General features: G+C 58.2%; 23 protein-coding genes. 12 read left to right on the forward strand and 11 right to left on the reverse strand.

Annotated elements, in window-relative coordinates; genetic code table 11:
• Together G6L01_RS04190 and G6L01_RS04195 are read right to left on the reverse strand one after the other, a co-directional pair.
• Positions 1-906 (reverse strand): RTX toxin, encoded by a 906-nt coding sequence (locus G6L01_RS04190; RefSeq protein ID WP_071206487.1) that lies wholly within the window; start codon positions 904-906, stop codon positions 1-3.
• 160 nt (positions 907-1,066) lie between these two features.
• Positions 1,067-2,110: an aldo/keto reductase gene (locus tag G6L01_RS04195; RefSeq protein WP_070167386.1), complete on the reverse strand. Its 1,044-nt coding sequence runs from the start codon at positions 2,108-2,110 to the stop codon at positions 1,067-1,069.
• A gap of 207 nt (positions 2,111-2,317) precedes the next feature.
• Here G6L01_RS04195 and fabD point away from each other — a divergent pair, with 207 nt between their 5' ends.
• From fabD to G6L01_RS04235, 8 genes are all read left to right on the forward strand, one after another.
• Entirely contained in the window at positions 2,318-3,262 is a 945-nt protein-coding gene (fabD, locus tag G6L01_RS04200; RefSeq protein WP_070167385.1) for an ACP S-malonyltransferase, read from the forward strand.
• A 119-nt stretch (positions 3,263-3,381) separates the two neighbouring features.
• Positions 3,382-4,119 carry a 3-oxoacyl-[acyl-carrier-protein] reductase gene (gene fabG, locus G6L01_RS04205; protein WP_070167467.1) on the forward strand — a complete coding sequence of 246 codons (738 nt, stop codon included), beginning with the start codon at positions 3,382-3,384 and terminating at the stop codon, positions 4,117-4,119.
• Between the two features lie 295 nt (positions 4,120-4,414).
• Positions 4,415-4,651, forward strand: a complete 237-nt coding sequence (locus G6L01_RS04210) for an acyl carrier protein (protein ID WP_015915517.1) — start codon at positions 4,415-4,417, stop codon at positions 4,649-4,651.
• Positions 4,652-4,896: 245 nt separating this feature from the next.
• The gene (fabF, locus tag G6L01_RS04215; RefSeq protein ID WP_070167384.1) at positions 4,897-6,159 is read left to right on the forward strand and encodes a beta-ketoacyl-ACP synthase II; all 1,263 of its coding nucleotides are present in this window, start codon (positions 4,897-4,899) and stop codon (positions 6,157-6,159) included.
• A 334-nt stretch (positions 6,160-6,493) separates the two neighbouring features.
• Complete coding sequence (gene mltG, locus G6L01_RS04220) at positions 6,494-7,735, forward strand: endolytic transglycosylase MltG (protein ID WP_070167383.1); 1,242 nt, start codon at positions 6,494-6,496, stop codon at positions 7,733-7,735.
• A gap of 55 nt (positions 7,736-7,790) precedes the next feature.
• Positions 7,791-8,681: a YicC/YloC family endoribonuclease gene (locus G6L01_RS04225; RefSeq protein WP_070167382.1), complete on the forward strand. Its 891-nt coding sequence runs from the start codon at positions 7,791-7,793 to the stop codon at positions 8,679-8,681.
• Between the two features lie 3 nt (positions 8,682-8,684).
• On the forward strand, positions 8,685-9,347 hold the full coding sequence (gmk, locus tag G6L01_RS04230; protein WP_015915521.1) for a guanylate kinase: 663 nt from the start codon (positions 8,685-8,687) through the stop codon (positions 9,345-9,347).
• Positions 9,348-9,415: 68 nt separating this feature from the next.
• Positions 9,416-10,096: a class I SAM-dependent methyltransferase gene (locus G6L01_RS04235; protein WP_070167466.1), complete on the forward strand. Its 681-nt coding sequence runs from the start codon at positions 9,416-9,418 to the stop codon at positions 10,094-10,096.
• A gap of 28 nt (positions 10,097-10,124) precedes the next feature.
• Here G6L01_RS04235 and rsmA read toward each other — a convergent pair whose 3' ends face one another.
• The 3 genes from rsmA to G6L01_RS04250 are packed head-to-tail and all read right to left on the reverse strand — an operon-like array spanning position 10,125 to position 12,948.
• Positions 10,125-10,952 (reverse strand): 16S rRNA (adenine(1518)-N(6)/adenine(1519)-N(6))-dimethyltransferase RsmA, encoded by an 828-nt coding sequence (gene rsmA / locus G6L01_RS04240; protein WP_070167381.1) that lies wholly within the window; start codon positions 10,950-10,952, stop codon positions 10,125-10,127.
• The gene (gene pdxA / locus G6L01_RS04245) at positions 10,952-11,992 is read right to left on the reverse strand and encodes a 4-hydroxythreonine-4-phosphate dehydrogenase PdxA (RefSeq protein WP_070167380.1); all 1,041 of its coding nucleotides are present in this window, start codon (positions 11,990-11,992) and stop codon (positions 10,952-10,954) included. The genes rsmA and pdxA overlap by 1 nt, the downstream gene beginning before the upstream one ends.
• A gap of 8 nt (positions 11,993-12,000) precedes the next feature.
• Entirely contained in the window at positions 12,001-12,948 is a 948-nt protein-coding gene (locus tag G6L01_RS04250) for a SurA N-terminal domain-containing protein (protein ID WP_070167379.1), read from the reverse strand.
• A gap of 202 nt (positions 12,949-13,150) precedes the next feature.
• Here G6L01_RS04250 and G6L01_RS04255 point away from each other — a divergent pair, with 202 nt between their 5' ends.
• Positions 13,151-13,420, forward strand: a complete 270-nt coding sequence (locus tag G6L01_RS04255; protein ID WP_070167378.1) for a hypothetical protein — start codon at positions 13,151-13,153, stop codon at positions 13,418-13,420.
• Positions 13,421-13,502: 82 nt separating this feature from the next.
• Here G6L01_RS04255 and G6L01_RS04260 read toward each other — a convergent pair whose 3' ends face one another.
• From G6L01_RS04260 to G6L01_RS04275, 4 genes are all read right to left on the reverse strand, one after another.
• Positions 13,503-15,836: an LPS-assembly protein LptD gene (locus G6L01_RS04260; protein WP_070167377.1), complete on the reverse strand. Its 2,334-nt coding sequence runs from the start codon at positions 15,834-15,836 to the stop codon at positions 13,503-13,505.
• Complete coding sequence (lptG, locus tag G6L01_RS04265) at positions 15,836-16,924, reverse strand: LPS export ABC transporter permease LptG (RefSeq protein WP_070167376.1); 1,089 nt, start codon at positions 16,922-16,924, stop codon at positions 15,836-15,838. Before lptG ends, G6L01_RS04260 begins: the two co-directional genes overlap by 1 nt.
• Positions 16,921-18,105, reverse strand: coding sequence for an LPS export ABC transporter permease LptF (gene lptF, locus G6L01_RS04270; protein ID WP_070167375.1), 1,185 nt, complete (start codon positions 18,103-18,105; stop codon positions 16,921-16,923). Before lptF ends, lptG begins: the two co-directional genes overlap by 4 nt.
• Before the next feature lie 126 nt (positions 18,106-18,231).
• On the reverse strand, positions 18,232-19,038 hold the full coding sequence (locus tag G6L01_RS04275) for a phosphatase PAP2 family protein (protein ID WP_174089193.1): 807 nt from the start codon (positions 19,036-19,038) through the stop codon (positions 18,232-18,234).
• Between the two features lie 355 nt (positions 19,039-19,393).
• On the opposite strand from G6L01_RS04275, the gene G6L01_RS04280 reads away from it, so the two are divergent.
• Both G6L01_RS04280 and G6L01_RS04285 read left to right on the forward strand, forming a co-directional pair.
• Positions 19,394-20,887 (forward strand): leucyl aminopeptidase, encoded by a 1,494-nt coding sequence (locus G6L01_RS04280; RefSeq protein WP_070167374.1) that lies wholly within the window; start codon positions 19,394-19,396, stop codon positions 20,885-20,887.
• A gap of 14 nt (positions 20,888-20,901) precedes the next feature.
• Complete coding sequence (locus G6L01_RS04285) at positions 20,902-21,351, forward strand: DNA polymerase III subunit chi (protein ID WP_070167373.1); 450 nt, start codon at positions 20,902-20,904, stop codon at positions 21,349-21,351.
• Positions 21,352-21,454: 103 nt separating this feature from the next.
• Here G6L01_RS04285 and G6L01_RS04290 read toward each other — a convergent pair whose 3' ends face one another.
• A complete protein-coding gene (locus tag G6L01_RS04290; RefSeq protein WP_070167372.1) occupies positions 21,455-23,362 on the reverse strand; it encodes a HAMP domain-containing methyl-accepting chemotaxis protein in 1,908 nt (635 codons plus the stop codon).
• Between the two features lie 609 nt (positions 23,363-23,971).
• Entirely contained in the window at positions 23,972-25,855 is a 1,884-nt protein-coding gene (locus G6L01_RS04295) for an ABC-F family ATP-binding cassette domain-containing protein (RefSeq protein ID WP_070167371.1), read from the reverse strand.
• Between the two features lie 160 nt (positions 25,856-26,015).
• Here G6L01_RS04295 and G6L01_RS04300 point away from each other — a divergent pair, with 160 nt between their 5' ends.
• Positions 26,016-26,894 (forward strand): hypothetical protein, encoded by an 879-nt coding sequence (locus G6L01_RS04300; RefSeq protein ID WP_139190323.1) that lies wholly within the window; start codon positions 26,016-26,018, stop codon positions 26,892-26,894.
• Positions 26,895-26,905: the final 11 nt, after the last annotated feature.

Here is a 26,905-nt window from a genome sequence, read left to right on the forward strand (position 1 = left end):
TCAGGCCGATTTGATCTGGAGGGTCAGGTGGCCATCATGATTGGCAAATGCAAAGCTTGGGGTGGAGCCTTTGGCCGCCGCGCCGTCAAAGGTCACGGTCATCTTGTCGGACGAGCCTGCAAAGGTCAGGATCAGGCTATTGCTGCCAGCGGTGACAGTGATATCGCTCTGCTGAAATCCGCCCAGCTGAAGAGAGAGTGGCCCATCCGTGGTCACGCTGTCCTGACCATCGCCAGCGGCAAAGGCATATTCTGCCACGCTATTGCTGCCGGGTGTTTGGTGGATGGTCACCGTATCATTGCCGGTTCCGCCAGAGGCGAAGATGCGGCTGCCTTCGAGATACATCGTATCATCGCCAGCTCCGCCGTCGATATTGGCCAGTGTGTCGCCGGAGGCTTTGATACTGTCGTCACCATCGCCGCCCGTTACAGCCATGATCAGCGATCCCGTCAACTGGATATCGTCATCACCGACTCCGCCGTCGATCTCCGAGAGCAGGGCGGCACTGGCTTTCAGGCTGTCCTTGCCGTCGCCAAGTGCAACTCCTGCCATGGCAGCGCTTTTGGCCACCAGACTGTCGTCGCCATTGCCGGTCTCGACCTGATAGACGCCGCGGCCGGTAAAGGTCAGGCTGTCATTGCCCTCCGTGCCGGTAACGCTGGTAATATAGCCAAGGCTTTCACTGACATCCGCCTGGTCCGTGCTGCCGCCATCGCCAAGGCTGAGAATTTCGATGATGCGGGCCAATGCCCGTTGCCCGGCGCTGTCGGAGACTGTGCCACGTTCAGATTGGCTATGGCCAGTGTTTGTCGTTGTTGTGGGTTTGGCCGCGCTGGTGCCGGAAAACAGCTGGCTTGCATAGGCCACGGCATTCGGGTCGCGATAGAAACTGTTGATGCTGCTCATGTGCGCTCTCCGTGCCCGGTACGAGCCACAAGATAAGAGCACACTTATATATAAAGATAGGTAAAGCTACTCTTGCCTGCAAATGCGGTGAGCAAAGGGTTAACAAAAAAGGGCGGGATATCTCCCGCCCCTATTGTTATTCTTGGCTCGCCAAAAACTGTCAGATCGGCATGGGATATTGCCGGTAAATCGCGGCAATGCCCTTCATCACCTCGTCGGACAGGGTGACGTCGGCAGCGCCAATATTGGTTTTCAGCTGCTCCATGCTGGTCGCGCCAATAATAACCGAAGCCATGAACGGACGGGTCAGGCAGAAGGCCAGCGCCATTTGCGATGGGTCGAGGCCGTGCTGTTTGGCCAATTCCAGATAGGCGCGGGTGGCGGGTTCCTGATGGGGTGTCAGACGGCCACCGATATCGCCGTTGATCGAGGCGCGTGATCCGGCAGGCTTTGTGCCATCAAGATATTTGCCGCTCAGGATGCCGCCAGCCAGCGGCGAATAGGACAGCAGCCCGACCTGTTCGTGGTGGGACAGTTCCGCCATGTCGAGATCGTGCGGACGGTAAAGCAGGTTGTATTCGTTCTGCACGCTGGCGACCCGCGGCAGGCCTTTTTGCTCGGCGATATCCAGAAATTTCTGGGTTCCCCAGGTGGTTTCGTTTGACAGGCCGATGGCGCGGATCTTTCCGGCGGTGACGCAATCCTGCAAAGCCTCGAGCTTTTCGGTGATTTCGGCCAGCACCTGGGTGCGGTTCTGGTTGGACGGATCGTAGCCCCAGACCCCACGGAAATGATAATGACCACGATTGGGCCAATGAATTTGATAGAGGTCGATATAATCGGTTTTCAGCCGCAACAGGCTGGCATCGACCGCCTCGCGGATCGTGTCGGCATTGATCGGCGCACCACCGCGGATATAGGGTCGGCCGGCGCCTGCAACCTTGGTTGCCAGCACCACGTCCTTGCGTTTTCCGGTCTTTTCAAACCATAGACCGACCAGTTTTTCGGTATCCGTATAGGTTTCGGCAGAGAGTGGCGTGGTGGGATAAAGCTCGGCGGTATCGAAGAAATTCACGCCCTTATCAAGGGCATAGTCCATTTGTGCGAAGGCGTCTTCCTTGGTATTCTGGCTTCCCCAGGTCATGGTGCCGAGGCAGATTGAGGAGACGGAAATATCCGTGCGGCCAAGCCTGTTATATTTCATGGTCTATGGTCTCGGTTTTGAAAAAGCTCTTTGCGAGCAGGGAGGGATCGAGGCGGAATGTAGAGGGAATTTTCCGATCCGCAAGACCCGCCAATGCACCTCCAAAGCCTGTGACTTCACCGGGGTTGAGGCGTCGATACGGCCTCGAAGGGTTGACTCTCCAGGATAGTTTGTGAATTGGAGAAGGAAATTAGCAGGGAGTACCGCATGGGTGTCGCATTTACATTTCCGGGCCAGGGCAGCCAGGTCGTCGGAATGGGCAAGGATCTGGCTGAGGCTTTTCCGGAAGCCCGCACGGTTTTTGACGAAGTGGACGATGCACTCGGCCAGAAACTGTCGGACGTGATGTGGAACGGGTCCGCCGAGGATTTGACCTTGACGGCCAATGCCCAGCCGGCGCTGATGGCGGTGTCTATCGCGGTGCTGCGGGTCATGGAAGCGCGTGGTTTTTCGCTGGCGGGCAAAGTGTCCTATGTCGCGGGCCACTCGCTTGGTGAATATTCGGCGCTCTGTGCCGCCGGTACGTTCAGCCTTGCCGATACCGCTCGCCTGCTGCGCATTCGTGGCAATGCCATGCAGGCCGCAGTTCCGGTTGGGGCTGGCGCCATGGCGGCAATCCTCGGCCTTGAGCACGGCGACGTCGAAAAGGTCTGCAAGGAGGCCAGCAGCGATGGTCCGGTGCAGATCGCCAATGACAATGGTGGCGGTCAGCTGGTGATTTCCGGTGCGAAGGTTGCCGTGGAAAAGGCATCAGTGCTTGCAACGGAAAAAGGCGCCAAGCGTGCCATTATGCTGCCGGTGTCGGCACCATTCCATTCGGCACTGATGGGCCCGGCAGCCGATGCCATGGCCCAGGCTTTGGCGTCGGTCGAGATGAAGGCGCCTGTCGTGCCGTTGATCGCCAATGTCGTCGCCGTTCCGGTAAACGACACGAACGAGATCCGCCGCCTGTTGGTGGAGCAGGTGACCGGTCAGGTGCGCTGGCGTGAAACGGTGGAGTGGTTCAGCCACAATGCCGTCTCGGTTCTCTATGAGATTGGTGCTGGCAAGGTGCTGAGCGGCCTGGTGCGGCGCATCGACAAGAATATCACCGGCACGGCGGTCGGTTCACCGGCCGATATCGAAGCGGCCCTGACCGCGTTGATGTCTTAAGCCATCTGGTTTGCGGCCTGGCGGGGCCGGTAGCATTTTGAATGCACAATGCAGAAGTTTCTAACATGAGACTGGCGTTTCGCAGGGCGGAACCGGGTTTCAAGCAACGAGGATTGAACATGTTCGATTTGACCGGCCGCAAGGCCCTGGTAACCGGCGCAACCGGCGGCATCGGCGAGGAAATCGCCCGCATGCTGCATGCGCAAGGCGCAATCGTCGGTCTGCATGGCACCCGCGTCGAAAAGCTGGAGGCGCTGGCCACCGATCTCGGCGAGCGTGTGAAGATTTTCCCTGCCAATCTCGCCGACCGCGATGAAGTGAAGGCGCTGGGCGAAAAGGCCGAAGCCGAACTGGAAGGCGTCGACATTCTCGTCAACAATGCCGGCATCACCAAGGACGGCCTGTTCGTGCGCATGTCGGATGCCGATTGGGACAGCGTGCTGGAGGTCAACCTGACCTCGACATTCCGCCTGACGCGGGAACTGACCCATCCGATGATGCGCCGCCGCTATGGCCGGATCATCAACATCACCTCGATTGTCGGCGTGACCGGCAATCCAGGGCAGGCCAATTACTGTGCTTCCAAGGCTGGCATGATCGGCTTTTCCAAGTCGCTGGCCCAGGAAATTGCCGCGCGCAACGTTACGGTCAATTGTATTGCGCCTGGCTTTATCGAAAGTGCCATGACCGGCAAGCTGAACGATAAGCAGAAAGACACCATCATGGGGGCAATCCCCATGAAACGCATGGGAACGGGAGCCGAAATCGCGTCTGCCGTTCTCTACCTGGCCTCTTCGGAAGCAAGCTATGTCACCGGCCAGACACTGCATGTGAATGGCGGCATGGCAATGATCTGAAGACAAGCCAAAACCCGCTTAATTGGTCTGGGAACAACCAGAGGGCATCGATTTTCGGGCTTTCCGGCAGACTTAAACCATGTTAATCGGGCGGGGACTGTGAGCAGTCGTCCCGGAAATGGCCAGAAAATGGCCACGAAATGGAAGGTCTTGCGCCTGACCGTGAGCACGGAACGAACGTGTGCAGAGCGGGTTCAACGCAAATGCCGGCGACGTCTTCGGACCCGCGGGCGCAAAACAGGGTGGGAACGTCATCACGGCATTCCCTTTTATATTAGAGGTCGAGGAAACCGACATGAGCGATATCGCAGAACGCGTAAAGAAAATTGTTATTGACCATCTGGGCGTTGAAGCCGACAAGGTCGTTGAAGGCGCAAGCTTCATCGACGATCTCGGTGCAGACTCGCTCGACACGGTCGAACTGGTCATGGCGTTCGAAGAAGAATTCGGCGTCGAGATCCCCGACGATGCAGCTGACTCCATCCTCACGGTTGGCGATGCTGTCAAGTTCATCGAAAAGGCTCAGGCTTGATCCTTGATCTTCCTGAGAGGGGCGGGCTCCTGTCCGCCCCCTTCAAAGGACCTGCAAGCAAAACACATGCACCTGCGGTCCTGTTTGTTTTGACGTTGTTTTCAGGTTTCACAGTCGTACCTCATCCTGGATGACGGGCAATCGGGCTGGAAATCTCTAATCCGTTGCATGTTTTCACCTTCAATCGAGGCGGATTGAGGGGGCATGCGTTAGCATTTGATTGTTTGAGTGGGGTGAACGGGCGAATGAGACGTGTCGTTATCACCGGTACCGGCATGGTATCTCCTCTTGGCTGCGGTACGGACGTCACCTGGACGCGGCTTCTTGCCGGCCAGAACGCTGCCCGCAAGGTAACCGAATTCGAGGTCGAGGATCTTCCGGCCAAGATCGCGTGCCGCCTTCCTTTTGGCGACGGTACAGACGGCACCTTCAATGCCGATGACTGGATGGAGCCGAAGGAACAGCGCAAGGTCGATCCCTTTATCGTCTATGCGATGGCCGCTGCTGAAATGGCATTGGCCGATGCCGACTGGAAACCCCAGACCGATGAGGACCAGATCGCCACCGGCGTGCTGATCGGCTCGGGCATCGGCGGCATCGAAGGCATTGTCGAAGCCGGCTATACGCTGCGCGACAAGGGTCCGCGCCGCATTTCTCCCTTCTTCATTCCTGGCCGTCTGATCAATCTGGCCGCCGGTCATGTTTCGATCCGCCACAAGCTGCGTGGTCCAAACCATTCGGTGGTCACCGCCTGTTCGACGGGTGCCCATGCCATCGGCGATGCCAGCCGCTTCATCGCTTTCGGCGATGCCGACGTCATGGTGGCCGGTGGTGCCGAATCGCCGATCAGCCGGATTTCGCTGGCTGGCTTTGCGGCCTGCAAGGCCTTGTCCACCCAACATAACGACGATCCGCAAAAGGCCTCGCGCCCCTATGACAGAGACCGCGATGGTTTCGTGATGGGCGAGGGCGCCGGGATCGTGGTGCTTGAGGAATTGGAACATGCCAAGGCGCGCGGCGCCAAGATCTATGCCGAAGTGGTAGGCTACGGCCTGTCCGGCGACGCCTTCCACATCACCGCGCCTGCGGAAGATGGCGACGGTGCATTCCGCTGCATGACCATGGCACTGAAGCGCGCTGGCATGACGGCTGCCGATATCGACTATATCAACGCCCATGGCACATCGACCATGGCCGATACCATTGAGCTTGGCGCTGTCGAGCGGCTGGTCGGCGCGTCCGCTTCGAAGATTTCGATGTCCTCGACCAAATCGGCGATCGGGCATCTTCTGGGGGCCGCCGGTGCAGTCGAAGCTATCTTCTCGGCGCTTGCCATTCGGGATGGTATCGTTCCACCGACGCTGAACCTCGATACGCCGGATGTGGACAGTGCCATCGACCTGGTGCCGCATAAGGCCCGTAAGCGCGATGTGCGTGTGGCCCTGTCGAATTCCTTTGGGTTCGGCGGCACCAATGCATCGCTGGTGCTGCGCCGCTTCGAAGGCTAGACTTGCCTTAGGAAAAGCGGAGACCGGTTTTCCCGAGAAGACTAACGGCAGCCTCGGGAGCAATAACCCGGAACTGCTTGCGCTCCTGTGATCAAGGCTTTGGTCATGCTCTCAATCCCGACCAGTCGGAAAAATAGATCCCCTGCCTTTTCTGAAGGGCAGGGGTAGAGTATGACACTCTGCCGGGTCGATCCTGTCCCTTGGTAAGGGCAGGGGATGGGCTTGAAGGTCTGTTTTCAAACCCTGCCGTCGCAACAACGCCGGAAGACACGTGTCCGGAACCCGCTTTTGCCGTAATGCTTGCCCAAAAGCACCATGACCGAACAGAAGAGGAGTGCCGGTGAGCGATCGCGTCGACCAGGAAGCCAACCGTTCCAGCAATGGTGGCGAACAGCAGCCCCAAAATCAAAACCAGGCGAAAGGGCCTTTCATCCCCAAATCGCCCTCGGAAGCCCTGAGGCCAGAGCGCGTGCCGCAACCCCCGCGTCGTTCCCGGCGGGCGCGAAGCCAGGTGGTGGTGTTCCTGAATTTCGTGATGACCTTGCTGGTCTTTGCCTGCATTGCCGCCGTTGCTGCCTTCTATTACGTGGTCTCGGCGTTTCAGGACCCGGGTCCGCTCTCCACCAATGCCAATTTTCTGGTTCGCAACGGCGCGGGCGTGTCCGAAATCGCCACCAGCCTTGAGCGCAATGGCATGATTTCCGATGCGCGGATTTTCCGTTACATGACATCGACCTATCTGCATGACGGCGATACGTTGAAGGCTGGCGAATACGAGATCAAGGCTGGCGCCTCGATGAAGGATATTCTCGAACTGCTGCGGTCGGGTAAATCCATTCTCTATTCGGTGACGCTGCCGGAGGGGCTGACGGTCAAGCAGATGTTCGACAGGCTGGCCAAGGACGAGACGCTGGAAGGCGATCTACCCAAGGCGCTGCCGCCGGAGGGAAGCCTGCGCCCGGATACCTATAAATTCACCCGGGGAACCAAGCGGCAGGAAGTCGTCGATCAGATGCTCGACGGACAGAAACGTCTTGTCGATCAGATCTGGGCCAATCGCTCTCCCGACCTGTCCTTGAAGACCAAAGAGCAATTCGTGGTTCTGGCTTCCATTGTCGAGAAGGAAACCGGCAAGGATGATGAGCGCGCCCATGTGGCTTCGGTGTTCCTCAACCGGCTGCAGAAGGGCATGCGGCTGCAATCGGACCCGACCATCGTCTACGGGTTGTTCGGCGGTGACGGTAAGCCTGCCGACCGGCCGATCTACCAGTCGGATCTGCAGAAGCAGACGCCGTATAATACCTATGTGATCAAGGGCCTGCCGCCGGGACCGATTGCCAATCCTGGCCGCGCGGCGCTGGAGGCGGTTGCCAATCCCTGGCGCACCTCCGATCTGTATTTCGTCGCGGATGGCACCGGCGGTCACGTCTTTGCATCGACCCTCGATGAGCATAATGCCAATGTCAGGCGCTGGCGCAAGCTGGAGGCGGACCGGGGTGTAGATCCTGGCCAGGCCGTCGATGGCCAGCCCGAGGCGGACCCTGACCAGGCTCCGAAACCGGCGAAGAAAAAATAACATGACGCAGCTGGCCGGATGAGCGGTCAAACAGGGCGGCGATGGAAGACACACGATGACATTGCAATCGATGACCGGGTTCGCCCGCAATGAAGGTCAGATCGGCCGCTATCGTTTTGCCTGGGAGCTGCGTTCGGTCAATGGCAAGGGGCTGGATGTGCGGCTTCGCCTGCCGCCATGCCTGGAAGACATGGAAGCCGAGGTCAAGGCCGCCGTTGGCTTGCACCTGTCTCGCGGCAATGTGCAGGTTGGTCTGAGCCTGACGGCCAGTGACAACCGCATGGAAGCGGTAGTCAACCGCGATGCCCTCGATGCTGTTCTGGCGCTGCGTACTCAATTGGGTCCGGGCATCGTCTCTGCCGAACCGTTGTCGCTCGATACGCTTCTGTCCATCCGTGGCCTTGTCGATCTGCGCGAGGCGCAGGAGGACGGCACCCAGCTGGCCGCACGGCGGCAAATGCTGCTGGGCGAACTGGAAACTGCCGTCGCCGCACTTGCTGAGATGCGCTCACACGAGGGCCTTGCCTTGCAGGCCGTCCTGCTCGCACATATCGATGAAATTGAACGGCTGGCCTTGGTCATCGAGGCGGATTCATCCCGCAGCCCGGACGAAATCGCTCGACGTCTTGCCACGCAGATCAGCGCATTGCTGGCGTCCGCACCTGTTCTGGACAAGGACAGGCTCTATGCCGAGGCAGCCTTGATGGCCACCAAGGCCGATCTGCGTGAGGAGATCGACCGGCTGAAGGCGCATGTGGCTGCCGCCCGCACGCTGCTGCGCGCTGGCGGACCGGTCGGGCGCAAGCTTGATTTTCTGGCGCAGGAATTTAATCGCGAATCGAATACCATCTGCTCCAAGTCCAATTCCGCCGCGGTTACCGCGGCTGGGATTGAATTGAAGGTCGTCATCGACCAGTTCCGCGAGCAGGTCCAAAATCTGGAGTGAAACATGTCCATCGCAGCGTCCAAAAACGCCACTATTCCCAGGCGCGGCCTGATGCTGGTGATTTCCTCACCCTCGGGGGCGGGTAAATCGACCATTTCGCGCACGCTGATGGATATCGACAAGCAGATCGGCATGTCGGTCAGCGTCACCACGCGCCAGCGCCGTCCGAGTGAAATCGAGGGCGTGCATTACCATTTCATTTCGCAGCGCGAATTCGAGCGGCTTAAAGCTTCGGACGCGCTGCTGGAATGGGCGGAAGTGCATGGCAATTTCTACGGTACACCGCGCGAGCCGGTCGAGGTGGCGATGTCGGAGGGACGCGACATGCTGTTCGACATCGACTGGCAGGGGGCCCAGCAATTGCAGGAGAAAATGGCCGCCGATGTCGTCTCAGTCTTCATCCTGCCGCCGACCATGACCGAGCTGCAATCTCGCCTGCACCGCCGCGCCGAGGATTCTGAAGAGGTGATCCAGACCCGGCTCGCCAATTCCCGCTCCGAGATCGAGCATTGGCGGGAATATGACTATGTCATCGTCAACGACGACCTGAATTCGGCCTTCGATGCTGTGCAGTCAATCGTCAAGGCCGAGCGCCTGCGCCGCGACCGCCGCCCGGGTCTGTTCGATTTCGTCAATAACCTGATTACGGAAGAGCCAAAGCTTTAACATAGGTTCAGGACTGGAGGGTCCGAACCAAATAGCCTGTTCCTGGTGGCATGAGGAGAGAGATGCCAATGGCAGAGAATGGTCTCGATAGCAGCTCGGGTGCGGCGATCTATTCGCCGCTGACCCTGAAGCTTTATGATCTCGTCGTGCTCGGTTTTTCCAACCGCTTCGCTTGGACATGCCCGACCCGCAAGGTGCTGCTCCCGTTCTTCAAGGCGCATCTCAGCGACAATCACCTCGATGTCGGTGTTGGCACGGGCTATTACCTTGCGGAGGCGGGGATCGGCCCCCATCAGAAGGTCAGCCTGCTCGACCTCAATCCGAACAGCCTGAAGGCGGCGGAAGCGCGCTTGGCCCGGTCTTTGGGCCGCTCCTGCAAGACCTATGTCGGCGACGTGATGCGACCGCAGCCGCTGCCGTCGGACTGCCGGTTTTCGTCAATTTCGCTGTTTTACCTCTATCACTGCCTACCGGGCAGCATGGCGGAAAAGTCAGCTTCCATCGCCCATCTGTCTCCCTATCTGGAACCCGGCGGGGTGATTTACGGGGCGACGATCCTCGGCGATAGCGCCGGTCATAACCACTATGGCCGACGATTGATGGCGGTCTACAACGCCAAGGGTGTTTTCGGCAATCGCCACGACACGCAGGAGGGCCTTGTGGAGACCCTCAGTGCGCATTTTCAGGATGTGGACGTCCGCCGCCAAGGCCGGGTCGCTCTGTTTACCCTGCGTGTCCCGAAGGCGTGATCGGTGCGCTTGCTTGATTGAGTAGTGGCTACAGCAGATTGGCAATCCGGCAGAATTCCTCGACCGACAGGGTTTCGGCCCGGCGCGATGGATCGATCTCGGCGCGGTTCAGAAGCGCTTCTCCGCCCAGAGGTTTCAGGCTGGCACGCAGCATCTTGCGCCGCTGACCAAAGGCGGCCTGGGTCAGTCTTTCCAGCTTGGCGATCTCACAGGGGATCGGGGCAAGACGCGGCGTTAGATGCACCACTGTGGACGTTACTTTCGGCGGTGGTGTAAAGGCCTGTGGCGACAGGTCGAACGCCATATGGGCCTCAGTCCGCCAGCCGCAGAGTACACCGAGACGGCCATAATGGTCGTCGTCAGCCTCAGCCACGATCCGCTGGCCGACTTCCTTCTGGAACATAAGCGTCAACGAATCCCAGAAGGGCGGCCATTGGCGTGGCATCAGCCAGTTGATCAGCAATTGCGTGCCGACATTATAGGGCAGGTTGGCTACGATTTTCACCGGACCATCCGGGGCCATGGCCTCGAAGTCAGTCTTCAGCGCATCACCCTCGATCACCTCGAAGCGGCCCGGATAATGGTCGGAAATCTCGGCAAGCGCCGGGAGGCAGCGGTTGTCACGCTCTACGGCGATGACCTTCTTGGCACCCAGCGCCAGTAAGGCCCGCGTCAGGCCGCCTGGGCCTGGACCGACCTCGAACACCGTCGCATTCGTCAAGTCACCAGCGGTGCGGGCAACCTTCTGGGTGATGTTCAGATCCAGAAGAAAATTCTGGCCGAGCGCTTTTTTCGCATCCAGCCCGTGGCGCTGGATAACGTCGCGCAGCGGCGGCAATCCGTCCAGAGCGGCCATCAGACAGCCAATGCGTGGGCGAGGGCAGCCTTGCGGCTGATATCGACCGCCAGGCGCAGCGCCGCGACCAGGCTGTTTTCGCGGGCAATGCCTTGGCCAGCGAGGCCGAAAGCAGTGCCATGGTCGGGCGAGGTCCGCACGAAGGGCAGGCCGAGCGTGACATTGACCGAACCGTCGAAGTCCAGGGTCTTCACCGGTATCAACGCCTGATCGTGATACATGCAGACGGCGACGTCGTAGCGGCTGCGCGCTTCCTCATGAAACATGGTGTCGGCAGGCAGCGGCCCGAAGGCGTCGATCCCTTCCGCGCGCAGGATCTTCAGGGCCGGTGCGATGATCTCGTCGTCTTCGCGGCCCATCGCGCCGCCTTCGCCAGCATGCGGATTGAGCCCCGCAACGGCGAGCCTAGGCTCGGCAATACCAAATTTGTCGCGCAGGTCGGCATGGGTGATCCGGCAGGTGCGAATGATCAGCTCTTCGCTCAGCGCTGGCGCCACCGCGTTTAGCGGTATGTGGATGGTGACTGGGATTGCCCGCAATTGCGCTCCGGCCAGCATCATGACAGGCATGACCGGACGGCCCGTGGCCTTTTCGGCAAGAGCAGCCAGAAACTCGGTATGACCGGGAAACCCAAATCCGCCCTCATAGAGCACGGATTTGGCGACGGGATTGGTCACGACCGCGCCAGCCTGGCCTTTCAGGCACAGATCGACAGCCATCTCGATGGCGGCGATGGTTGAGCGTGCGGTTGCAACATGCGGCTCGCCAGCCACGACATCGATACCAACAGGGATCGGCAGAACCGGAAACGCGGTTTCGAAAACCTCTGCCGCATCCTCTGCCCCGGTTTCCTTAAAGGCAATATCCAGCCCCAGCAGTCTGGCACGGCTTTTCAGCACGGCTGGATCGCCCAGAAACAGGAATGGTGGCAGGTCGAGCGCCTTGCGCTTCGTCCATGCCACCAAGGCGATATCCGGGCCGATCCCCGCTGGATCGCCTTGGGTCAAGGCGAGGGGAAGGCGCTGGCTGGTATCCGACATGATGATGCTCAACGATTGATGATCTGGGCCTTGGAGCGCAGTTCGGTCAGGTATTTTTCGGAGTTCGGATCGCCCTTGGATTTGTCTTCCTTGCCGATATCCTCGGCCTTGAAAACCGCTTCGGCGGCCAGATCGTCGGAGACCTGTTTTTGATTGCAGATCGCCAGATATTCAATTCCGCGTTCGGTGACGCGCGTGCCCGTGGTGGTGCCGTTGGCGCCCTCGATCAAAGGCTTCCAGTCGTCAGGCAATTCAGGCTTCATCACCCGACCGAGGTCGCGAATCGATACGTCGAGATAGTTTTTAGCAAAATCCATGGCCTGGTCGCAGCCGGGAAATTTGGCGCGGGAGGCTTCGGCCTCTGCCTTGCGCTTGGCGGTCAAGGTGGCGCGTTTGGCAACGGGAACCACGAAAATAACCTGTTTCAGGGTGTATTCCGTCGTCACTGGCTTTTGCTTGTTTTCAAGCAGACGGGTAACCATGTCCTGATTGCTCATCTTCGAGCGGGACGCATAGCGTGCGTTCACCAGTCGCGGCCAGCTCATCTGCACGGCAATATAGGCTTTGAAGTGCTCAACGCCGACGCCTGCCTTGTCGAGGATCTGGCCCATCTGCTGTGTAGACAGTTTGTTGGAAGCGGCGAACCGTCCAAAAGCCTGGTCGACATCCATGGTGCTGACGGACATTCCAACCCGGGCGATTTCCTGGCGTTTCAGCTGCTCGTCGATCAATTCCTGACGGGCCTTTTTAGCGACGTCACCGGTCTCGTGGCGAAGTTTGAGGAAGGCAATCCGCCGCGCCAAATCGGTATTGGTAATCGCGGTTTTATTGACGACGACAGCCACGCCGGTATCGGCCAGAGCTGGAGTGATCGTTGCTGGCGCAAAGCCTGTCACGCAAACCAAAGCCACCGTTGCAACAACAGCGGCGCGCAAAGTTTTATTGCTCAAGGTCATCACCTGTCCTTTTCCCATGCCGCAGCGATCCAATGGCGCGCGGCACCCTCTGAATTATCGTGTTCAGGGTCTACCGTTAAAAACACGCATGTTTTTTTCCTGGTAAACTCTGCAGCATAATTTCTTAAATCAGCATTGATTCAAAGAATTATGCAGCGGGCACAGCATATTGGAGAATTCCCGCTTCCAAGTGAAGCGCAGAATGCCCCCTTTTTACTTCCAGGCATTTCCACCACAAAGCCGCACCGCACCTTTGCAGAAAATGCTTTATTGCAGGATCGATTGCACAAACCCTGCGGCGAAACAATGGCTTTTCCAGAAGAAACGGCGCTTCAACCAAGGGTGCGGCAGCGTTTCTTATAAAAATTCATCTGTTCTATGGCATCTGGCCGAAAAGCGGGAACCGGATTTTGAAAAATCCGATGGGGAAATAAAAACCAACAGCGTCGTGCATGTTCAAGTCTCCGCATGATGCTATTGATATTTTGGATGAATAGGAATGCGGCCCGCTGCTTTCCAGGGAAAACAGCGGGCCTTTTAAAAGGCGAGACAGATCAATTGAATCCGGTGACGTCGGTATCGCCTACTTTGACATCGCCCAACGTGCGGAATGTCAGGCGGGCGCCGATGGACCAGTCATTGGCGGATTCGTCGTCGTCCTTGTTCTTGTAGACGATGGAGAAGATCGTGCAATCGTCGGCATAGGACACGCCGATGCCATAGCGGTTGATATTGTCCTTCTTCACATCCCAGGTAATCGAACCGAACACCGACCAGAAATCACCGACCTTGACCGAGCTGGCATTTTGTATCTCTTCGCGGTCGTAATCATAGCCGTAATTAGGCTGTGCCGCGATCTGAGTGTAAATGAAATTCGTTTGCAGTCGGTCGTTGTGATAACCGATAGCCGAATCCGTCCGTTCGACCTCAAAGGTCTTTTCATCGAACCGTGCATTGACCGAGGTGGAAATGCCGTAGGGCGTGTCCAGTCCGACCATGCCGACATAATCGGATACTGCGGTTTCCAGGCCCGATTCGTTGCCAGCATAGACCAGATCCGAGGAGGCGAAGGAGTTCTTGCCGGCCAGTTGGTAGGACTGCCCGAAGATACTGCGCATCGTATAGCCGCTGTCGAACGAGCCGGTATAGCGCAGGCCGACATTGGCACGCGTGCCGCCTTCAACCCGGTCATAGCCGGAGAACTTGTCGCGCTCAAACAGGTTGCTGGCGTCGAAGACGAAGCTTTGCGCATCTTCATTCGTCAGCCTGCCGGCCTGTTGCTCGTCAGGCCGCACGAAGACCTGGGCAATTGGCTCGATCACATGCGTGCTGCCCGGAGCGCTGAGCAGCCACGGATAGCGAACTTCAAGCCCGGCCGTTACCATCGAACGGGTTACGCCTGTTGTGTCGTTGTAATTGCCGGAATAGCTGGAGCCCGGCGCATCCATGTTATTGCCAAAGGCATCGCCACGTGCGGCAAGGATAGGTGTCAGCAATACGCCCTGCGGTGTATCGAAGGTGCGCTTCCATTCCATTTCACCGGTCAGGCGGGTCGTATTGCCCTTCAGTCCGCTGAAACGCTGGTTGCCATTGTTCAGGTTGAGAATATCGCTGTTATAGCGCGTCAGGGCCGTGAAATTGACGGTTGCCGACAATTCGCCGCCCATGAACGGTTCCGGCGCATAATAGCTGTAGTCGATGGTCGGGGTGACAATCGGCTGCTTGCGCTCGGCGACATCCTTACTGTCGGCATCCTGGATGTCGAAGTAATAGGCGCGCATGTCAAAAGAATTACGATCCCCCAACCCGGTCAGATAGACCTGATTGGTATGGGTTTTCTGGTTGAAACCTTCCAGGTCGTAGGTGCGTGAGAAATTGTTGTCGCTCTCCAGCATCACGTCCCAGCCGAAGCTCCAGCGGGGATTGATATCGAATTTGCCGGTCGAGCCGACCATGCCGCGGAAGTCCTTCTCGGCATCCGTGGTGCCGCTGTCGAACTTGCCCGGATTCAACTGGTTGATGCCAGCAAAGCGCAGCGTCGCCAATCCATCCTCGAACTGATGGCGCACTTCGGTATCGATCAGCACGCCCTGGCTGGTAAAGCCGCCCAGCTTGATCGTGGCATCGGTCTGCGGGGAAATCGCCCAGTAATAGGGAACAATGACCCCAAACCCGAGTTTCTGAGTCGTGCTGAATTCAGGAAACAGGAAGCCCGACTTACGCTTGACGGTATTGTCGGGAACCTCGATTGACGGGATCAGAGCAATCGACTTGCCGAACAGCTGGAAGCGTGCATTTTCGAGACGGATTGTATGGGTCTTGCCATTCTGGATGACCCGTTCCGCCTTGATCTGCCAGAAAGGCGCACGTCCCTGTTCTGCACACGGCAGGCAGGCAGTGTAGACGCCCTTGTAGAGGATCATCTGGTCGCCATTGACCCGCTCGCCCTTTTGGGCAGCAATGCGGGTATTATCAGTCGTTTCCACCCGCAGGCTGTTGACGAAGCCGTTGGCGAAATCGTCGGTGACGTCCATCTTGTCGGCATAGATGCGGTTACCATCAGGCTCTATCAGTTCGATATTGCCATAGGCCATCATCCGACCGGTCTTCTGGTCGTATTCGACGCGCTTGGATACCATCTGGTAGCCGGCGTAATTTATCTGGACGCCGCCGACCGCAGTCACCTTCTGGGCGTCCTTATCATATGTCATTTCATTCGCTGCGAGCATGAGCTTCGCATCGGCGGGAATTTTCGGTGACACCAAACCATTGCTGGAGGCAGACTGTGCATAAGCAAAAGGCACAGGAACGAGGGTCGCACCAAAGGCGACGCCTGCCAGCAGGGCTGTGAAAAGCCGTTTTATATTTCCGCGGTCAATTGCCGCCACTAACCATCCTCCTGATGAAGCAGGATCGTCGCCCCGAGCGCTGTCGCAACGATGACAGGAACCCAGGTCGCAACGAACGGAGGCACAACGCCACTGCTTCCGAACGCCTTCACGAGCACTGTCGCCACATAAAGCACGAAGCCCGAAATGATTCCACCCAGAATCACGGAACGTGACTGGTTGAACCGGCTGAATTTGAGAGAAACAGTTGCAGCAATCAGAGTCATCGCAACGAAAAGGAAGGGAGTGGACAGCAGCGTATGAAACTGCGTTTCCAGATTCTTCGTTGAGACGCCGTAGGATTTGGCAACTGCGATTTTCTGAGAAAGTTCATAAAAAGCAACAGTATCCGGCTGTGCGAGACGCTCCTGTACAAATTCCTGTTTCAAATTGGTGCTAACTTGTGCCGAAGCCTCCCGCTTGGGTGGTTCGTTCGGCTTGGTCTCTACGACATCCTTAAGCAACCAGTAACCATCTTGCAACTTCGCTGTGCGTGCATCCTGACGGGAGGTGATTCGACCCTGGCCGTCGAAGTGGATGAACACCGCCTGCATCAGCAACGTACCGTCTTCCAGAACCGAGGTCGCGCCGATGATCGTGTCTTCCTTGCCGGTGATCTGGCGCATCCACGGCACGGAGTTCTTGTTGTTGCTGGCTTTGCCGGGGTCGCTGTATTCGGCTTCCAGTGTCGCGGCCTGTTTCTGGCCGAGCGCGGCAAGCGGATTGATCAGCAGGGATGTGGCGCAGCCGAGCAGGAAAGCGCCCAGCAGGAAGGGGAACATGAACTGCCAGACCGAAATGCCTGCGGCACGCGCAATCACCAATTCCGAGCGCCTGTTCAGGGTGATCAGGGTCACCATCCCGGAAAACAGTGCGATGAAGGGTACGGTTTGCTGGAGCAGCAGCGGCAGGCGCATCAGCGTCAGCAGGAAGACGCCGAACAGCGAGGATTGTTCGTTGTCGGAGAACCGGCCGCTGACCTCACTGAAGTCGATCAGGAAAATGATCGCGGCGACGCCGACCACGAACCAGAACACGGTGATCGCATAGCGCTTGAGAAAATAGCGGCTGAGCGTGTTGAGCATCATACGCTGCCTCCATTGTCCCGGCCGTTCGCGCTATTGGAAGAAAAGCGCCGCTGAAAGGCCAACCGTGTCGTGTCGATCATACGACGCAAGGGTTCTGGCAATTGCGATTTCTTCTGTCGCATGAGCATCAGGGTGGCAATCGCCGCGCTGGCGAGCGGTGTCGCATACATCAACACGATGAAGGCGGCATTCGATTCGGACTTGTTGGCGGCATAGAATGTCAACCAGCGCAGGATAAGCGCAAGGGTCAATGCCGAGACCATGGGATGCAGCCGTGCCTCTCGGTGGGAGCGCGCATCGCCAGCGATGGCCAGCGAAATCAGCGCGAAGGCAAACGGCAGGAGCCATTCGGTCATGCGCTTGTGCAGTTCCGCCCGGTATTCGCCCGGGTGATCCTTGTAATCGTCGTCATTTGTATCTGGATTGAGCAGAAAGCCCAGGCTGCGGTCGCTCGGCCGCATCTTTGCCTTGCCACGGGTTTCCGTCAGGTCGGACAGGTCGAAGGCATAGGAATCAAAGCGAACGATTGAAACCGTACCACCCGGTGCTTTGCGCTGGACCTCGCCGTCATGCATGATCAGGGCGGTCCCCGTCTCATCCACCGCGCCTTCGCGGGCATAATAGATCAGCGAATAGGCCGGGTCACGGTAATCGGCAACGAACAGGCCCTTCAGCACGCGTCCGGCCAGCCGCTGCGAAATCTGCACATAGAGACCATCTTCCACCTTGCGGAAGGTTTTTTCCTCGATCACCGTCGATAGAAGGTCAGCATAGGCATTGGCGATCATCTGACGCGCCGCCACTTTCACCTTTGGCTGCACTTCATTGGTGATAACAAGCGTTATGACGCTGATGGCCAGCGCAAACAGCAGGATCGGTCGCAGAATGACCGCGCGAGATGCACCAGCGGCGTCGATGACGGCCAGCTCGGAATCGTTGTTCATCGCCGTCAGGCTTTGGGTAATGCCAATAACCAGCGCGAATGGCATAACGATGGGAATGATGGTGGGAAGGATCAACGTTGCCAGTGTGGCGAAGGAGCCGATCGACTGCCCGGTATCGGTCACGAGATTGATGCGTGCCAGCACCTGCGTTGTCCAGATGATCGCCAGCACGGGCAGAAGTGCCGTCAGGAACATCTGCGCGACACGCCGCAATATATAGGACTCAAGAAGCTTCATGCCGGATCCTGCCAATAGCGCCTATTTGCCCATCGTCAGGGCAAAACACAAGAGCCGATGCTTCAATCACCTGTGCAGGACTTTTTAATGATGCTTCTCGGCAACAGGCGGATTTACGTGCCTGATTTAAAGATGGGGCTGGTTTCTGGCCCGCAAAAGCCCGCACCCGTTTGCCACCGCAAAGACGATGGCAAAGATAACAGGGGAAGATAGCCAGCCCAGAACCACGTCGGACAGGTAATGTGCTCCGAAGGCTAGCCGCAGCAGGGGCGAGGCAAACGACGCGAAGACCAGCGGCCAGCCGATGCGACGGCGCCAGGTGGCTGGCAGCAGGGGAACGATGCAGATGATCCAGCCTGCACCGGCGGCTTCGCCGGAAATGAAGGAACAGTTCTGGTCGCAGGCACCGGCAAAATTGCCCGCCGGTTCAAACCCATAGGGTCCGCCGAAAAACACGGTCTGATTGGGGCGTGGCCGACCGGACATGTCCTTCAAAAACACATTGACCAGCAGATAGGGGCCGATGGCCGTTGCCAGCAGCGACAGAACCAGCTTGACGATCTGTTCCTGCTGCCAGGCGGCGCGCGGCTGACACAGCTTGACGATCAGCGCTACCAGCACACCGACGCCAACCACATGCGGCATGTAGAACAGGATTTGCCTGATCGCCTTCAGGACTGGCTCGCGCGCAATGGGAAAGCCGCCGCAGATCGTGTTTGCCTCATGCGCCGTGCAATTGCCGGCGCGAAAGAACAATTCCGACACCGCGATATCGAAGCCGGGGGCTGAATAGAACACCACCAGCAGCATCACCCAGACGGTGGATAGCAAGGCGGCGGTGGTAAAGGAGGCCCTGGTGAGATTGGGAATACGACAGTGCCGTCCAAAGATATCCGTGACGGTCAGTTGGGGTTTGCGGGCACTGGTCTTCATCGTCAAACTCTTGAGGCTCGTCACAACTCGGGCTTGCCCCGGTTCTGGCTCGCCCCGGTGCTGATTTGCATCATAGCTAATGCTTATAGATGTTATAAGACAAAGACCAGTTGCGGGCAGGCCACGCATTACAAATCTTTACTCTGCTCATGGGTCTGAAGCGGCCAAATTAGGGTCTATCGGGCATGTGGAATTGTGATCGACGTCGACAGGGGCGGCGTTGGCAAAGCGCTTCTTTGATCGGGAGTGAGGACAAGGGGGCGAGCCCTGTTGCAATCATGCGTAAAACCGACATGATCGGCGCCCAGAGCAAATCGTGACAATCGCGATAAAACATGCAGTGCCGGAGTAAGCCATGTCCATGAAACTGGAAATTTCCTTTGCCCCATCCGCCTTAATCGAGACGGGTCTGGTTCTCAGCCTGAAGGAGGCCGAGGCCTCCTTGCCAGCCGGGGCGGCCACGGTCGATCCGTCCGGAATTTTCGTGAAGGCTGCCGCAACGGCTAAGTTCAAGGCCAAGGCCATGTCGGTTCTCGACATTATCGCGCCAACCGGTTCGCCGGCGGATCGGCTGATCGTCATCGGGGCTGGTAAGGCCGCCGACCTCGTCGATCATGACTGGCTGCGTCTGGGCGGTGCGGCTGCTGCCAATCTGAAAGGCTCGGAGACAGTAACAATCTTTCTCGATGCGGATGGGCTGGCCGTGACGGCGCAGGCCGTGCGGGATTTTGCCATCGGCATGCTGCTGCGCGCCTATTCCTTCGACGACTACAAGACGAAGAAGAAAGACGATGACGACAAGGCCCCGTCCGCCGTCCAGATCACCCTGGTAACTGCTGTGGCCGACGCTGCGGAACGGTTGTTTGCAGCTGAGGGCCGGGCAGTTGTCGATGGTGTTCTTCTGGCGCGCAACCTCGTCAACTTGCCGGCCAATGTGCTGGGGCCGGTGGAATTTGCCGACCGCGCCAAGGCGCTGGAAGCGCTAGGCGTCGAGGTGGAAATTCTCACCGAAACCGAAATGGCCAGCCTTGGCATGGGTGCGCTTCTGGGTGTGGCCCAGGGCTCGGTCCGTCCGCCGCGCCTTGCTGTCATGCAGTGGAAGGGCGGCTCGCCGGGTGGACAGCCCATTGCCTTTATCGGCAAGGGCGTGGTGTTCGACACCGGCGGCATTTCCATCAAGCCTGCGGGCGGTATGGAAGATATGAAGGGTGACATGGGCGGTGCTGCAGCCGTTATCGGGTTGATGCACACGCTGGCGGCCCGCAAGGCCAAGGTCAACGCGGTCGGCATTCTCGGCCTTGTTGAAAACATGCCTGACGGTAATGCGCAGCGCCCCGGCGATATCGTCACCTCGATGTCCGGCCAGACCATCGAAGTGATTAATACGGATGCCGAAGGCCGTCTCGTGCTGTGCGACGCGCTGTGGTATTGCAACGACCGTTTCAAGCCTGCCTTGATGATCAATCTGGCGACGCTGACCGGCGCCATCCTGGTGGCGCTGGCCAATCTGCATGCCGGGCTGTTTTCCAATGACGATGCGCTGGCGGACAATCTGTTGAAGGCCGGTCTTTCCACCAATGAGCGTCTGTGGCGCATGCCGCTCGGCAAGGATTACGACAAGCTGATCGACAGCAAGTTCGCCGATATGAAAAATACCGGTGGCCGGCATGGCGGCGCAATCACGGCGGCGCAGTTCCTGAAGCGCTTTGTTGGCGACACGCCCTGGGCGCATCTCGACATTGCCGGTACGGCAATGGCCTCGCCGAAGGACGAGATCAATCAGTCCTGGGCGTCGGGCTTTGGTGTTCGCCTGCTCGACCAGTTGGTGCGTGATGCCTATGAAGCGTAAGGGATAGCCCGGCCTTGACCGAGGTATTGTTCTATCACCTGACCGAGACCCGGCTGGAGGATGCGCTTCCGGCGCTTTTGGAAAAAAGCGTCGAGCGCGGCTGGAAGGTTGGTGTGGAAATGCGCGATCCGGAGCGGTGTGACCGGCTGGATCAGCATTTATGGACCTTTCGCGACGACAGTTTTCTGGCGCATGGCATCAGCACCGGCGAGCAGGCGGAGGCACAACCGATTCTTCTCTGCCTGTCCTCAGACAATCCGAATGGGGCGACGGTGCGCTTTTATATCGATGGCGCGGTGCCGGACCTGCCGCTTGTCTATGACCGGATCGTCTTCGTGTTCGACGGCCATGATCAGGGCGAGTTGGAAACGGCAAGAAGCGAATGGAAACGGCTGAAGGGCGAGGGCCACGCGCTGACCTATTGGCAACAGAACAACCAAGGCCGATGGGAAAAGAAGGCTTGAGTTTGCCAGATAAAAGTGGACCCCGGTTTTCCCGATAAGATAAACGAGACATTGACGCGGTTTCCCGCGTCAATGCGATTTTTGGGACGCAAGCGTTTCTGGCTCAGGCCGCCTGACGTTTCTGTCTTTGGCGTGCCCCGCCAGCTTCCAGCTTGAAATGCGAGATCAGCCGGGCGAGGTTCTGGGCGTCATCGGCCAGCTGGTTGGTGCTCGCAGTGGTTTCTTCCACCATGGCGGCATTGCGTTGGGTGACTTGGTCCATCTGGCTGACGGCGGAATTGACCTCTTGCAGCTTGAAGGACTGTTCCTTGGCGGCATTGGCGATCTGATGCACCTGCGCGTTGATATCCACCACATGATCGCGGATCTTGGAAAGCGCATCGCCGGTGGCGGTGACGAGCCGCACGCCTGCATTGACTTCCTCGCCCGATTTGGTGATCAGCGATTTGATGTCCTTGGCAGCACCTGCCGAGCGTTGTGCCAATTCGCGTACTTCCTGGGCAACGACCGCAAAGCCCTTGCCGGCTTCACCGGCACGTGCCGCCTCGACGCCGGCATTCAGGGCAAGCAGGTTGGTCTGGAAGGCGATCTCGTCGATGACATTGATGATCTTGCCGATCTCGCCGGAGGCCTGCTCGATCCGGCCCATGGCCGAGACGGCGTCATGGACGACGGAGGCCGACTGCTCGGTGCTGCGGCGGGCTTCATCCACCATGCGGCTGGTCTGCTGGGCGCGATCATTGGAGGAATGCACCGCCGTGGTGATTTCTTCCAAGGCGGAGGAGGTTTCCTCAAGGGTGGCTGCCTGTTGCTCGGTGCGCTTGGCCAGGTCGTCCGAGGCAAACCGCAATTCGCCGGAGCCGGAATTGATCATGTCGATGGAGGAGCGCACTTCGCCGACAATGCCCCGCAATGCGGACATCGTCCCGTTGACATTCTGCTGCAACTCGGCAAACGCGCCATGGAACTGGCCGCGCATCGTGTCGGTGAGGTCGCCATCCGAGAGGGCGGCGACGATGCGGCGGGTCTCGCCAAGGCCGGTATCGATCGACTGCACCAGTTTATTCATGGATGAGGCAAAGGCGTTCAGATCTTCGAAATCGAAATCCCGGGTGATCCGCTGGCTGAAGTCGCCGACGACGGCGGCAGCGACCACTTCGCCGATACTGTCGCGCAATTCATCGGACTTCTGCCGCATATGCAATTCCTGGGCATTCATCATCTGCACACGCAGGCCGTTCTGCTTGAAGATTTCGAGCGCCCGGGCCATGTCGCCGATCTCGTTGCCACGCTCCAGATAGAGCACTTCGGTTTGAAGATTACCGTCGGCCAGGCGACGCATGGACCGGGTCAGCCGTTCGATGGGGTTGGACACACCCTTGAAGACGAAAACCATCGCGCCAATTCCGGCCGCCGCTCCCAGCGCCAGCACCAGTCCATTGAGCAGCAGCGAGAGCCGGAAGGCCGCGGCGGCATTCTCATACATCCGGTTGGCCGCATCGACATTGGCGTCCCGGAAGATATCGGCCTGTTCGTCCATAGCGTTATAGGCACGGACCATGTCTCCGGTCAGCAATGCCGCAGCCTTGTCCTTTTCACCTTTGGACGAATAGGCCACCATCTGATTGTGCAGCGTGACATAAGACGCCATGGCCAGCTTGAAGGCATCATAGGCCTTGCGCTCTTCAGGTAGCGAGATCAGCGTTTCATAGGTTTTCATCCGCTTGTCCAGCTTCTGCATTTCAGTCTTCAGTGCGTCGTCGGCCTCGCGGATGGCCTGGGGTGTCGTGCTCAGAATATGGCGCATTTCAAGGCCACGCAGATTGGCAAGCGAAATGTTGAGGCGATTGGTAATATCGACCGACGGAACGGCGTCCTTCGCCAATCCCTCGACATTGTCAAACACGCCGGACATGGACGATAGGGCAAAGCAGCCCTGGAGGAGAAGGAGCAACATCAGGCCACTAAACGCGCTGGCCAGCGATGTCTTGAGCGAGAAATTCAGATGCATTGATCTGTTCCAATCGAGCCGATGGCAAAGATCATCTTTGTCCGACAGCGTGCTTGCACCATTCCGCACAATTCATTGCGCGGAGGCTTGGAGTTTCATCATGTGACACGTGCTGGAACAGCGCCGCGGTGGAATGGATATATAAAAGCTGTAGAGTGGTTGAACCTGCTGGCAGATATGACGCGACATTCACGCTGGGGCGAGCGTTGACAGCCGACGTAGGGACATAAAACCGGCATGTTTCTTGCTGGCCCGTCCTTGCCGAGGATGATGTTGTCTAATATTTAAAATATCTCTAATAGATAATTAACCCTGATATTTTAGGGGTTTATTGTCTTATCCTAAAAGATTCAGGGGTTTAGAGAGTTGCTTTGCTGCATTCAGTCGAATGGCTTTTGTTTGCGTTGCAAAAATAATAATAGAAAGGCGGGTTTCCGGAATTTATCTTTTATCCGATCGTTGAGTATCGGAATTGTGCATTGCTCGCTATAGTTAGTATTTAAAATTTAAAGTTGTTTTTTTATTTTGCGCATCTGTCGGCGATTTCGATGGCCGCTATAGCATCGATGGCTTCCAAGCATTCTGATAGATTACGATCAAAAAGACGGACTAACCCGCCATCGCCTCTTCATATTCGGTTGAAAGCTCCAGCCATTGCTCTTCGGCAGCGCTCAATTTTGCGGCAGCCTCGCCGCGCTGCTTGACCTTTTCCGCCGCCTTGGCCGGATGCTTTTCATAGAGAACCGGATCTGCAAGTTCTGCATCAAGACCTTGAATCACTGTCTCCAGTTTCTTGGTCAGCAACTCGATTTCGTTGATCTTTTTCTTCAGAGGCGCCAGCGCGGCCCGTTTTTCGGCATTGGCCTTGCGCTGGTCGGCTTTTTTCCCGGCTTCGACGGTTACGTCAATTTTTTCTTCTTTTTTTTTACCTGAGGAGACAATCAGGTCGCGGTATTCTTCCATGTCCCCTTCGAATGTGGTGACGGTGCCGTTATTGACCAGCCAGAGCCGGTCCACCGTCGCCTCGATCAGGTGGCGATCATGGGAGATCAGGATAACCGCGCCGTCATAATCGTTCAGCGCCTCGATCAGCGCGCGGCGGCTGTCGATGTCGAGATGGTTGGTCGGCTCATCGAGGATCAGCAGGTTGGGGGCGTGAAAGGCGGCAAGGCCCATCAGCAACCGGGCCTTTTCGCCACCGGACAAATCCTTGGCGGCGGTCGCCATCTTTTCGGTGGCCAGCCCCATCTGGGCGACGCGGGCGCGTACCTTGGCTTCCGGTGCTTGTGGCATCAGCCGGCGCACATGTTCCACTGGCGTATCCTCCGGCACCAGATCGTCCAACTGATGCTGGGCGAAGAAGCCGATCTTCAGGCTCGGCGCCAGCCGCAGGTCGCCACTTTCCGGCGGCAGACGACCGGAAATGAATTTGGCGAATGTAGACTTACCGTTGCCGTTCGATCCCAGCAGCGCGATGCGGTCATCCGCATCGATGCGTAGGTTGAGGTTTTTCAGGATCGGCTGCCCCGGCACATAGCCAACGGCACCGCCATTGATGGCGATGATCGGCGATGCTGGCTGCTTTTCCGGCTCCGGGAAGGTGATCGGCTGGACGTGGTCTTCAATAACCGCTGAAACCGTGCCCATGCGCTCCAGCGCTTTCACACGGCTCTGGGCCTGTTTGGCCTTGGAGGCCTTGGCCTTGAACCGGTCGATGAAGGCCTGAAGATGCTTGCGTGCCGCATCGCTCTTGGCCTTCGACTTCATCTGCAGTTCGTCGTTCTCGGCCTTCTGGCGTTCGAACTGGTCATAGCCGCCGCGATAGAAGGTCAGCTTTTTCTGGTCGAGATGGACGATGGCATTGACCGCGTTGTTGAGCAGGTCGCGGTCATGGCTGATGATGATGACGGTGTGCGGATAGCGGCGGATATAGTCTTCCAGCCACAGCGTGCCTTCAAGGTCGAGATAGTTGGTCGGTTCGTCCAGCAGCAGCAGGTCCGGCTCGGCAAACAGCACCGAGGCCAGCGCCACGCGCATCCGCCAGCCGCCGGAAAAGGCCGAGGCCGGGCGCAACTGCGCTTCCTGGTTAAAGCCGAGACCGGCAAGAATGCTGGAGGCGCGCGCTTCCGCCGAATGGGCATCGATATCCACCAGCCGCATCTGGATGTCGGCGATCCGGTTCGGGTCGGTGGCCGTCTCGGCCTCCGCCATCAGCGCGGTGCGCTCCTTGTCGGCAGCCAGCACGATTTCGATCAGGCTGTCCTCGGTGCCGGGGGCTTCCTGCGCCACCTGACCAATCTTGGCATTCTTGGGGATGGAGACCGAGCCGCTTTCAGCTCCCAGGTCGCCGGTGATCACCCGAAACAGGGTGGATTTACCGGCACCATTGCGGCCGACAAGACCCGCTTTCGTGCCTGTTGGCAGCGAAATGCTGGCGTGGTCAATCAGCAGGCGGCCTGCAATACGGGCGGAGACGTCATTGATGGTAATCATGGCTGGCGTTTTGGCGGATGATGGCTGGGAAAGCAAGAGGGCGACGATGGGAAGGCAGAGCGGTTGTCCCCGCCGGAACAGCCAAAGACCAAAGGCAGGACTAACGTTCTTCTTGCGCTGCAACTGTGCGGCGTGTCCCTCGTTTACAAAGGAGAACTTAATGAGCCCTTCATTCCGACACCTGATGCTTGCCCTTGCGGGCGCCATGACCGCCATGCCAGCGCCACTGCTTGCCAATGATAAAGTCACTTGCTGGGGGCTGAATACCAAAGAGTTGGCAGTGGCACCCGCCGATTATTGGACGGAGGAGCGGATGCACAAAGCCATATCCGAGCCGCTGGAACTGCCCTCGGACCAGAAAGGCTCTGGCTCCGCGTCGCCACAGGCGCTTGGCGATGCCGAGCGTGCTCCCATCAATGAAGCGCCTTACAAATTTGGCGGTAAGCTCTTCTACACTCGTGGAGGCAAGGACTACAAAGCAAGCGCCCAGTTCGTTGCGCAAGACAATATCGTCATCGGCGCCGCGCACAGTCTGTGGTATGGAGGTAAGGAGGCAACCAACATCCGCTTCATGCAAGGTTATAATGGCGGCGGCGGGACCCGCTACGACATCGATCAGGCCGCGGTGCTGACCGAATGGACGAAGGTCGCGGGCGAGGATCCAAGCGCGAAAAAATCCCAATATGACTATTCCGTCATGCGCACAAAGACGGCTAGCGCAGTTGGTCGCTATGATCTCGGCACTGCAAAAGTGAATGCCGCCGTGACCATTACTGGCTATCCAGGTCGACTGGAGGATGGCAACTATATGTATCGGGAAGGCGCGACAATCCTTGCTCAGGCAGGAACCTCTTTCGAAGCGAGACCTCATCCAATGTCTGGTGGCGGTGCAAGCGGTGGGGCTTGGTTCATCGGAGATTCAGGGTCCTTCAAGGCGGTAAGCGTCGTCGCCTCGGGGACAAGCGACTATGTCCGAGGTCCGGTCTTCACGGATGACACGACGGATATGATCGCCTACGTGAAGGGCGGCTGCAAATAGGCTGGACAAGC

This window comes from Agrobacterium vitis (genome assembly GCF_013337045.2).
Lineage (GTDB): Bacteria > Pseudomonadota > Alphaproteobacteria > Rhizobiales > Rhizobiaceae > Allorhizobium > Allorhizobium vitis_B.

What these genes read in the sequence shown, in the direction of transcription:
- G6L01_RS04190 (WP_071206487.1), bottom strand. Translation starts at nt 906, where the DNA reads ATGAGCAGCATCAACAGTTTCTATCGCGACCCGAATGCCGTGGCCTAT.
- G6L01_RS04195 (WP_070167386.1), bottom strand. Translation starts at nt 2,110, where the DNA reads ATGAAATATAACAGGCTTGGCCGCACGGATATTTCCGTCTCCTCAATC.
- fabD (WP_070167385.1), top strand. Translation starts at nt 2,318, where the DNA reads ATGGGTGTCGCATTTACATTTCCGGGCCAGGGCAGCCAGGTCGTCGGA.
- fabG (WP_070167467.1), top strand. Translation starts at nt 3,382, where the DNA reads ATGTTCGATTTGACCGGCCGCAAGGCCCTGGTAACCGGCGCAACCGGC.
- G6L01_RS04210 (WP_015915517.1), top strand. Translation starts at nt 4,415, where the DNA reads ATGAGCGATATCGCAGAACGCGTAAAGAAAATTGTTATTGACCATCTG.
- fabF (WP_070167384.1), top strand. Translation starts at nt 4,897, where the DNA reads ATGAGACGTGTCGTTATCACCGGTACCGGCATGGTATCTCCTCTTGGC.
- G6L01_RS04225 (WP_070167382.1), top strand. Translation starts at nt 7,791, where the DNA reads ATGACATTGCAATCGATGACCGGGTTCGCCCGCAATGAAGGTCAGATC.
- gmk (WP_015915521.1), top strand. Translation starts at nt 8,685, where the DNA reads ATGTCCATCGCAGCGTCCAAAAACGCCACTATTCCCAGGCGCGGCCTG.
- G6L01_RS04235 (WP_070167466.1), top strand. Translation starts at nt 9,416, where the DNA reads ATGGCAGAGAATGGTCTCGATAGCAGCTCGGGTGCGGCGATCTATTCG.
- rsmA (WP_070167381.1), bottom strand. Translation starts at nt 10,952, where the DNA reads ATGGCCGCTCTGGACGGATTGCCGCCGCTGCGCGACGTTATCCAGCGC.
- pdxA (WP_070167380.1), bottom strand. Translation starts at nt 11,992, where the DNA reads ATGTCGGATACCAGCCAGCGCCTTCCCCTCGCCTTGACCCAAGGCGAT.
- G6L01_RS04250 (WP_070167379.1), bottom strand. Translation starts at nt 12,948, where the DNA reads ATGACCTTGAGCAATAAAACTTTGCGCGCCGCTGTTGTTGCAACGGTG.
- G6L01_RS04255 (WP_070167378.1), top strand. Translation starts at nt 13,151, where the DNA reads ATGCCCCCTTTTTACTTCCAGGCATTTCCACCACAAAGCCGCACCGCA.
- lptG (WP_070167376.1), bottom strand. Translation starts at nt 16,924, where the DNA reads ATGATGCTCAACACGCTCAGCCGCTATTTTCTCAAGCGCTATGCGATC.
- lptF (WP_070167375.1), bottom strand. Translation starts at nt 18,105, where the DNA reads ATGAAGCTTCTTGAGTCCTATATATTGCGGCGTGTCGCGCAGATGTTC.
- G6L01_RS04275 (WP_174089193.1), bottom strand. Translation starts at nt 19,038, where the DNA reads ATGAAGACCAGTGCCCGCAAACCCCAACTGACCGTCACGGATATCTTT.
- G6L01_RS04280 (WP_070167374.1), top strand. Translation starts at nt 19,394, where the DNA reads ATGTCCATGAAACTGGAAATTTCCTTTGCCCCATCCGCCTTAATCGAG.
- G6L01_RS04290 (WP_070167372.1), bottom strand. Translation starts at nt 23,362, where the DNA reads ATGCATCTGAATTTCTCGCTCAAGACATCGCTGGCCAGCGCGTTTAGT.
- G6L01_RS04295 (WP_070167371.1), bottom strand. Translation starts at nt 25,855, where the DNA reads ATGATTACCATCAATGACGTCTCCGCCCGTATTGCAGGCCGCCTGCTG.
- G6L01_RS04300 (WP_139190323.1), top strand. Translation starts at nt 26,016, where the DNA reads ATGAGCCCTTCATTCCGACACCTGATGCTTGCCCTTGCGGGCGCCATG.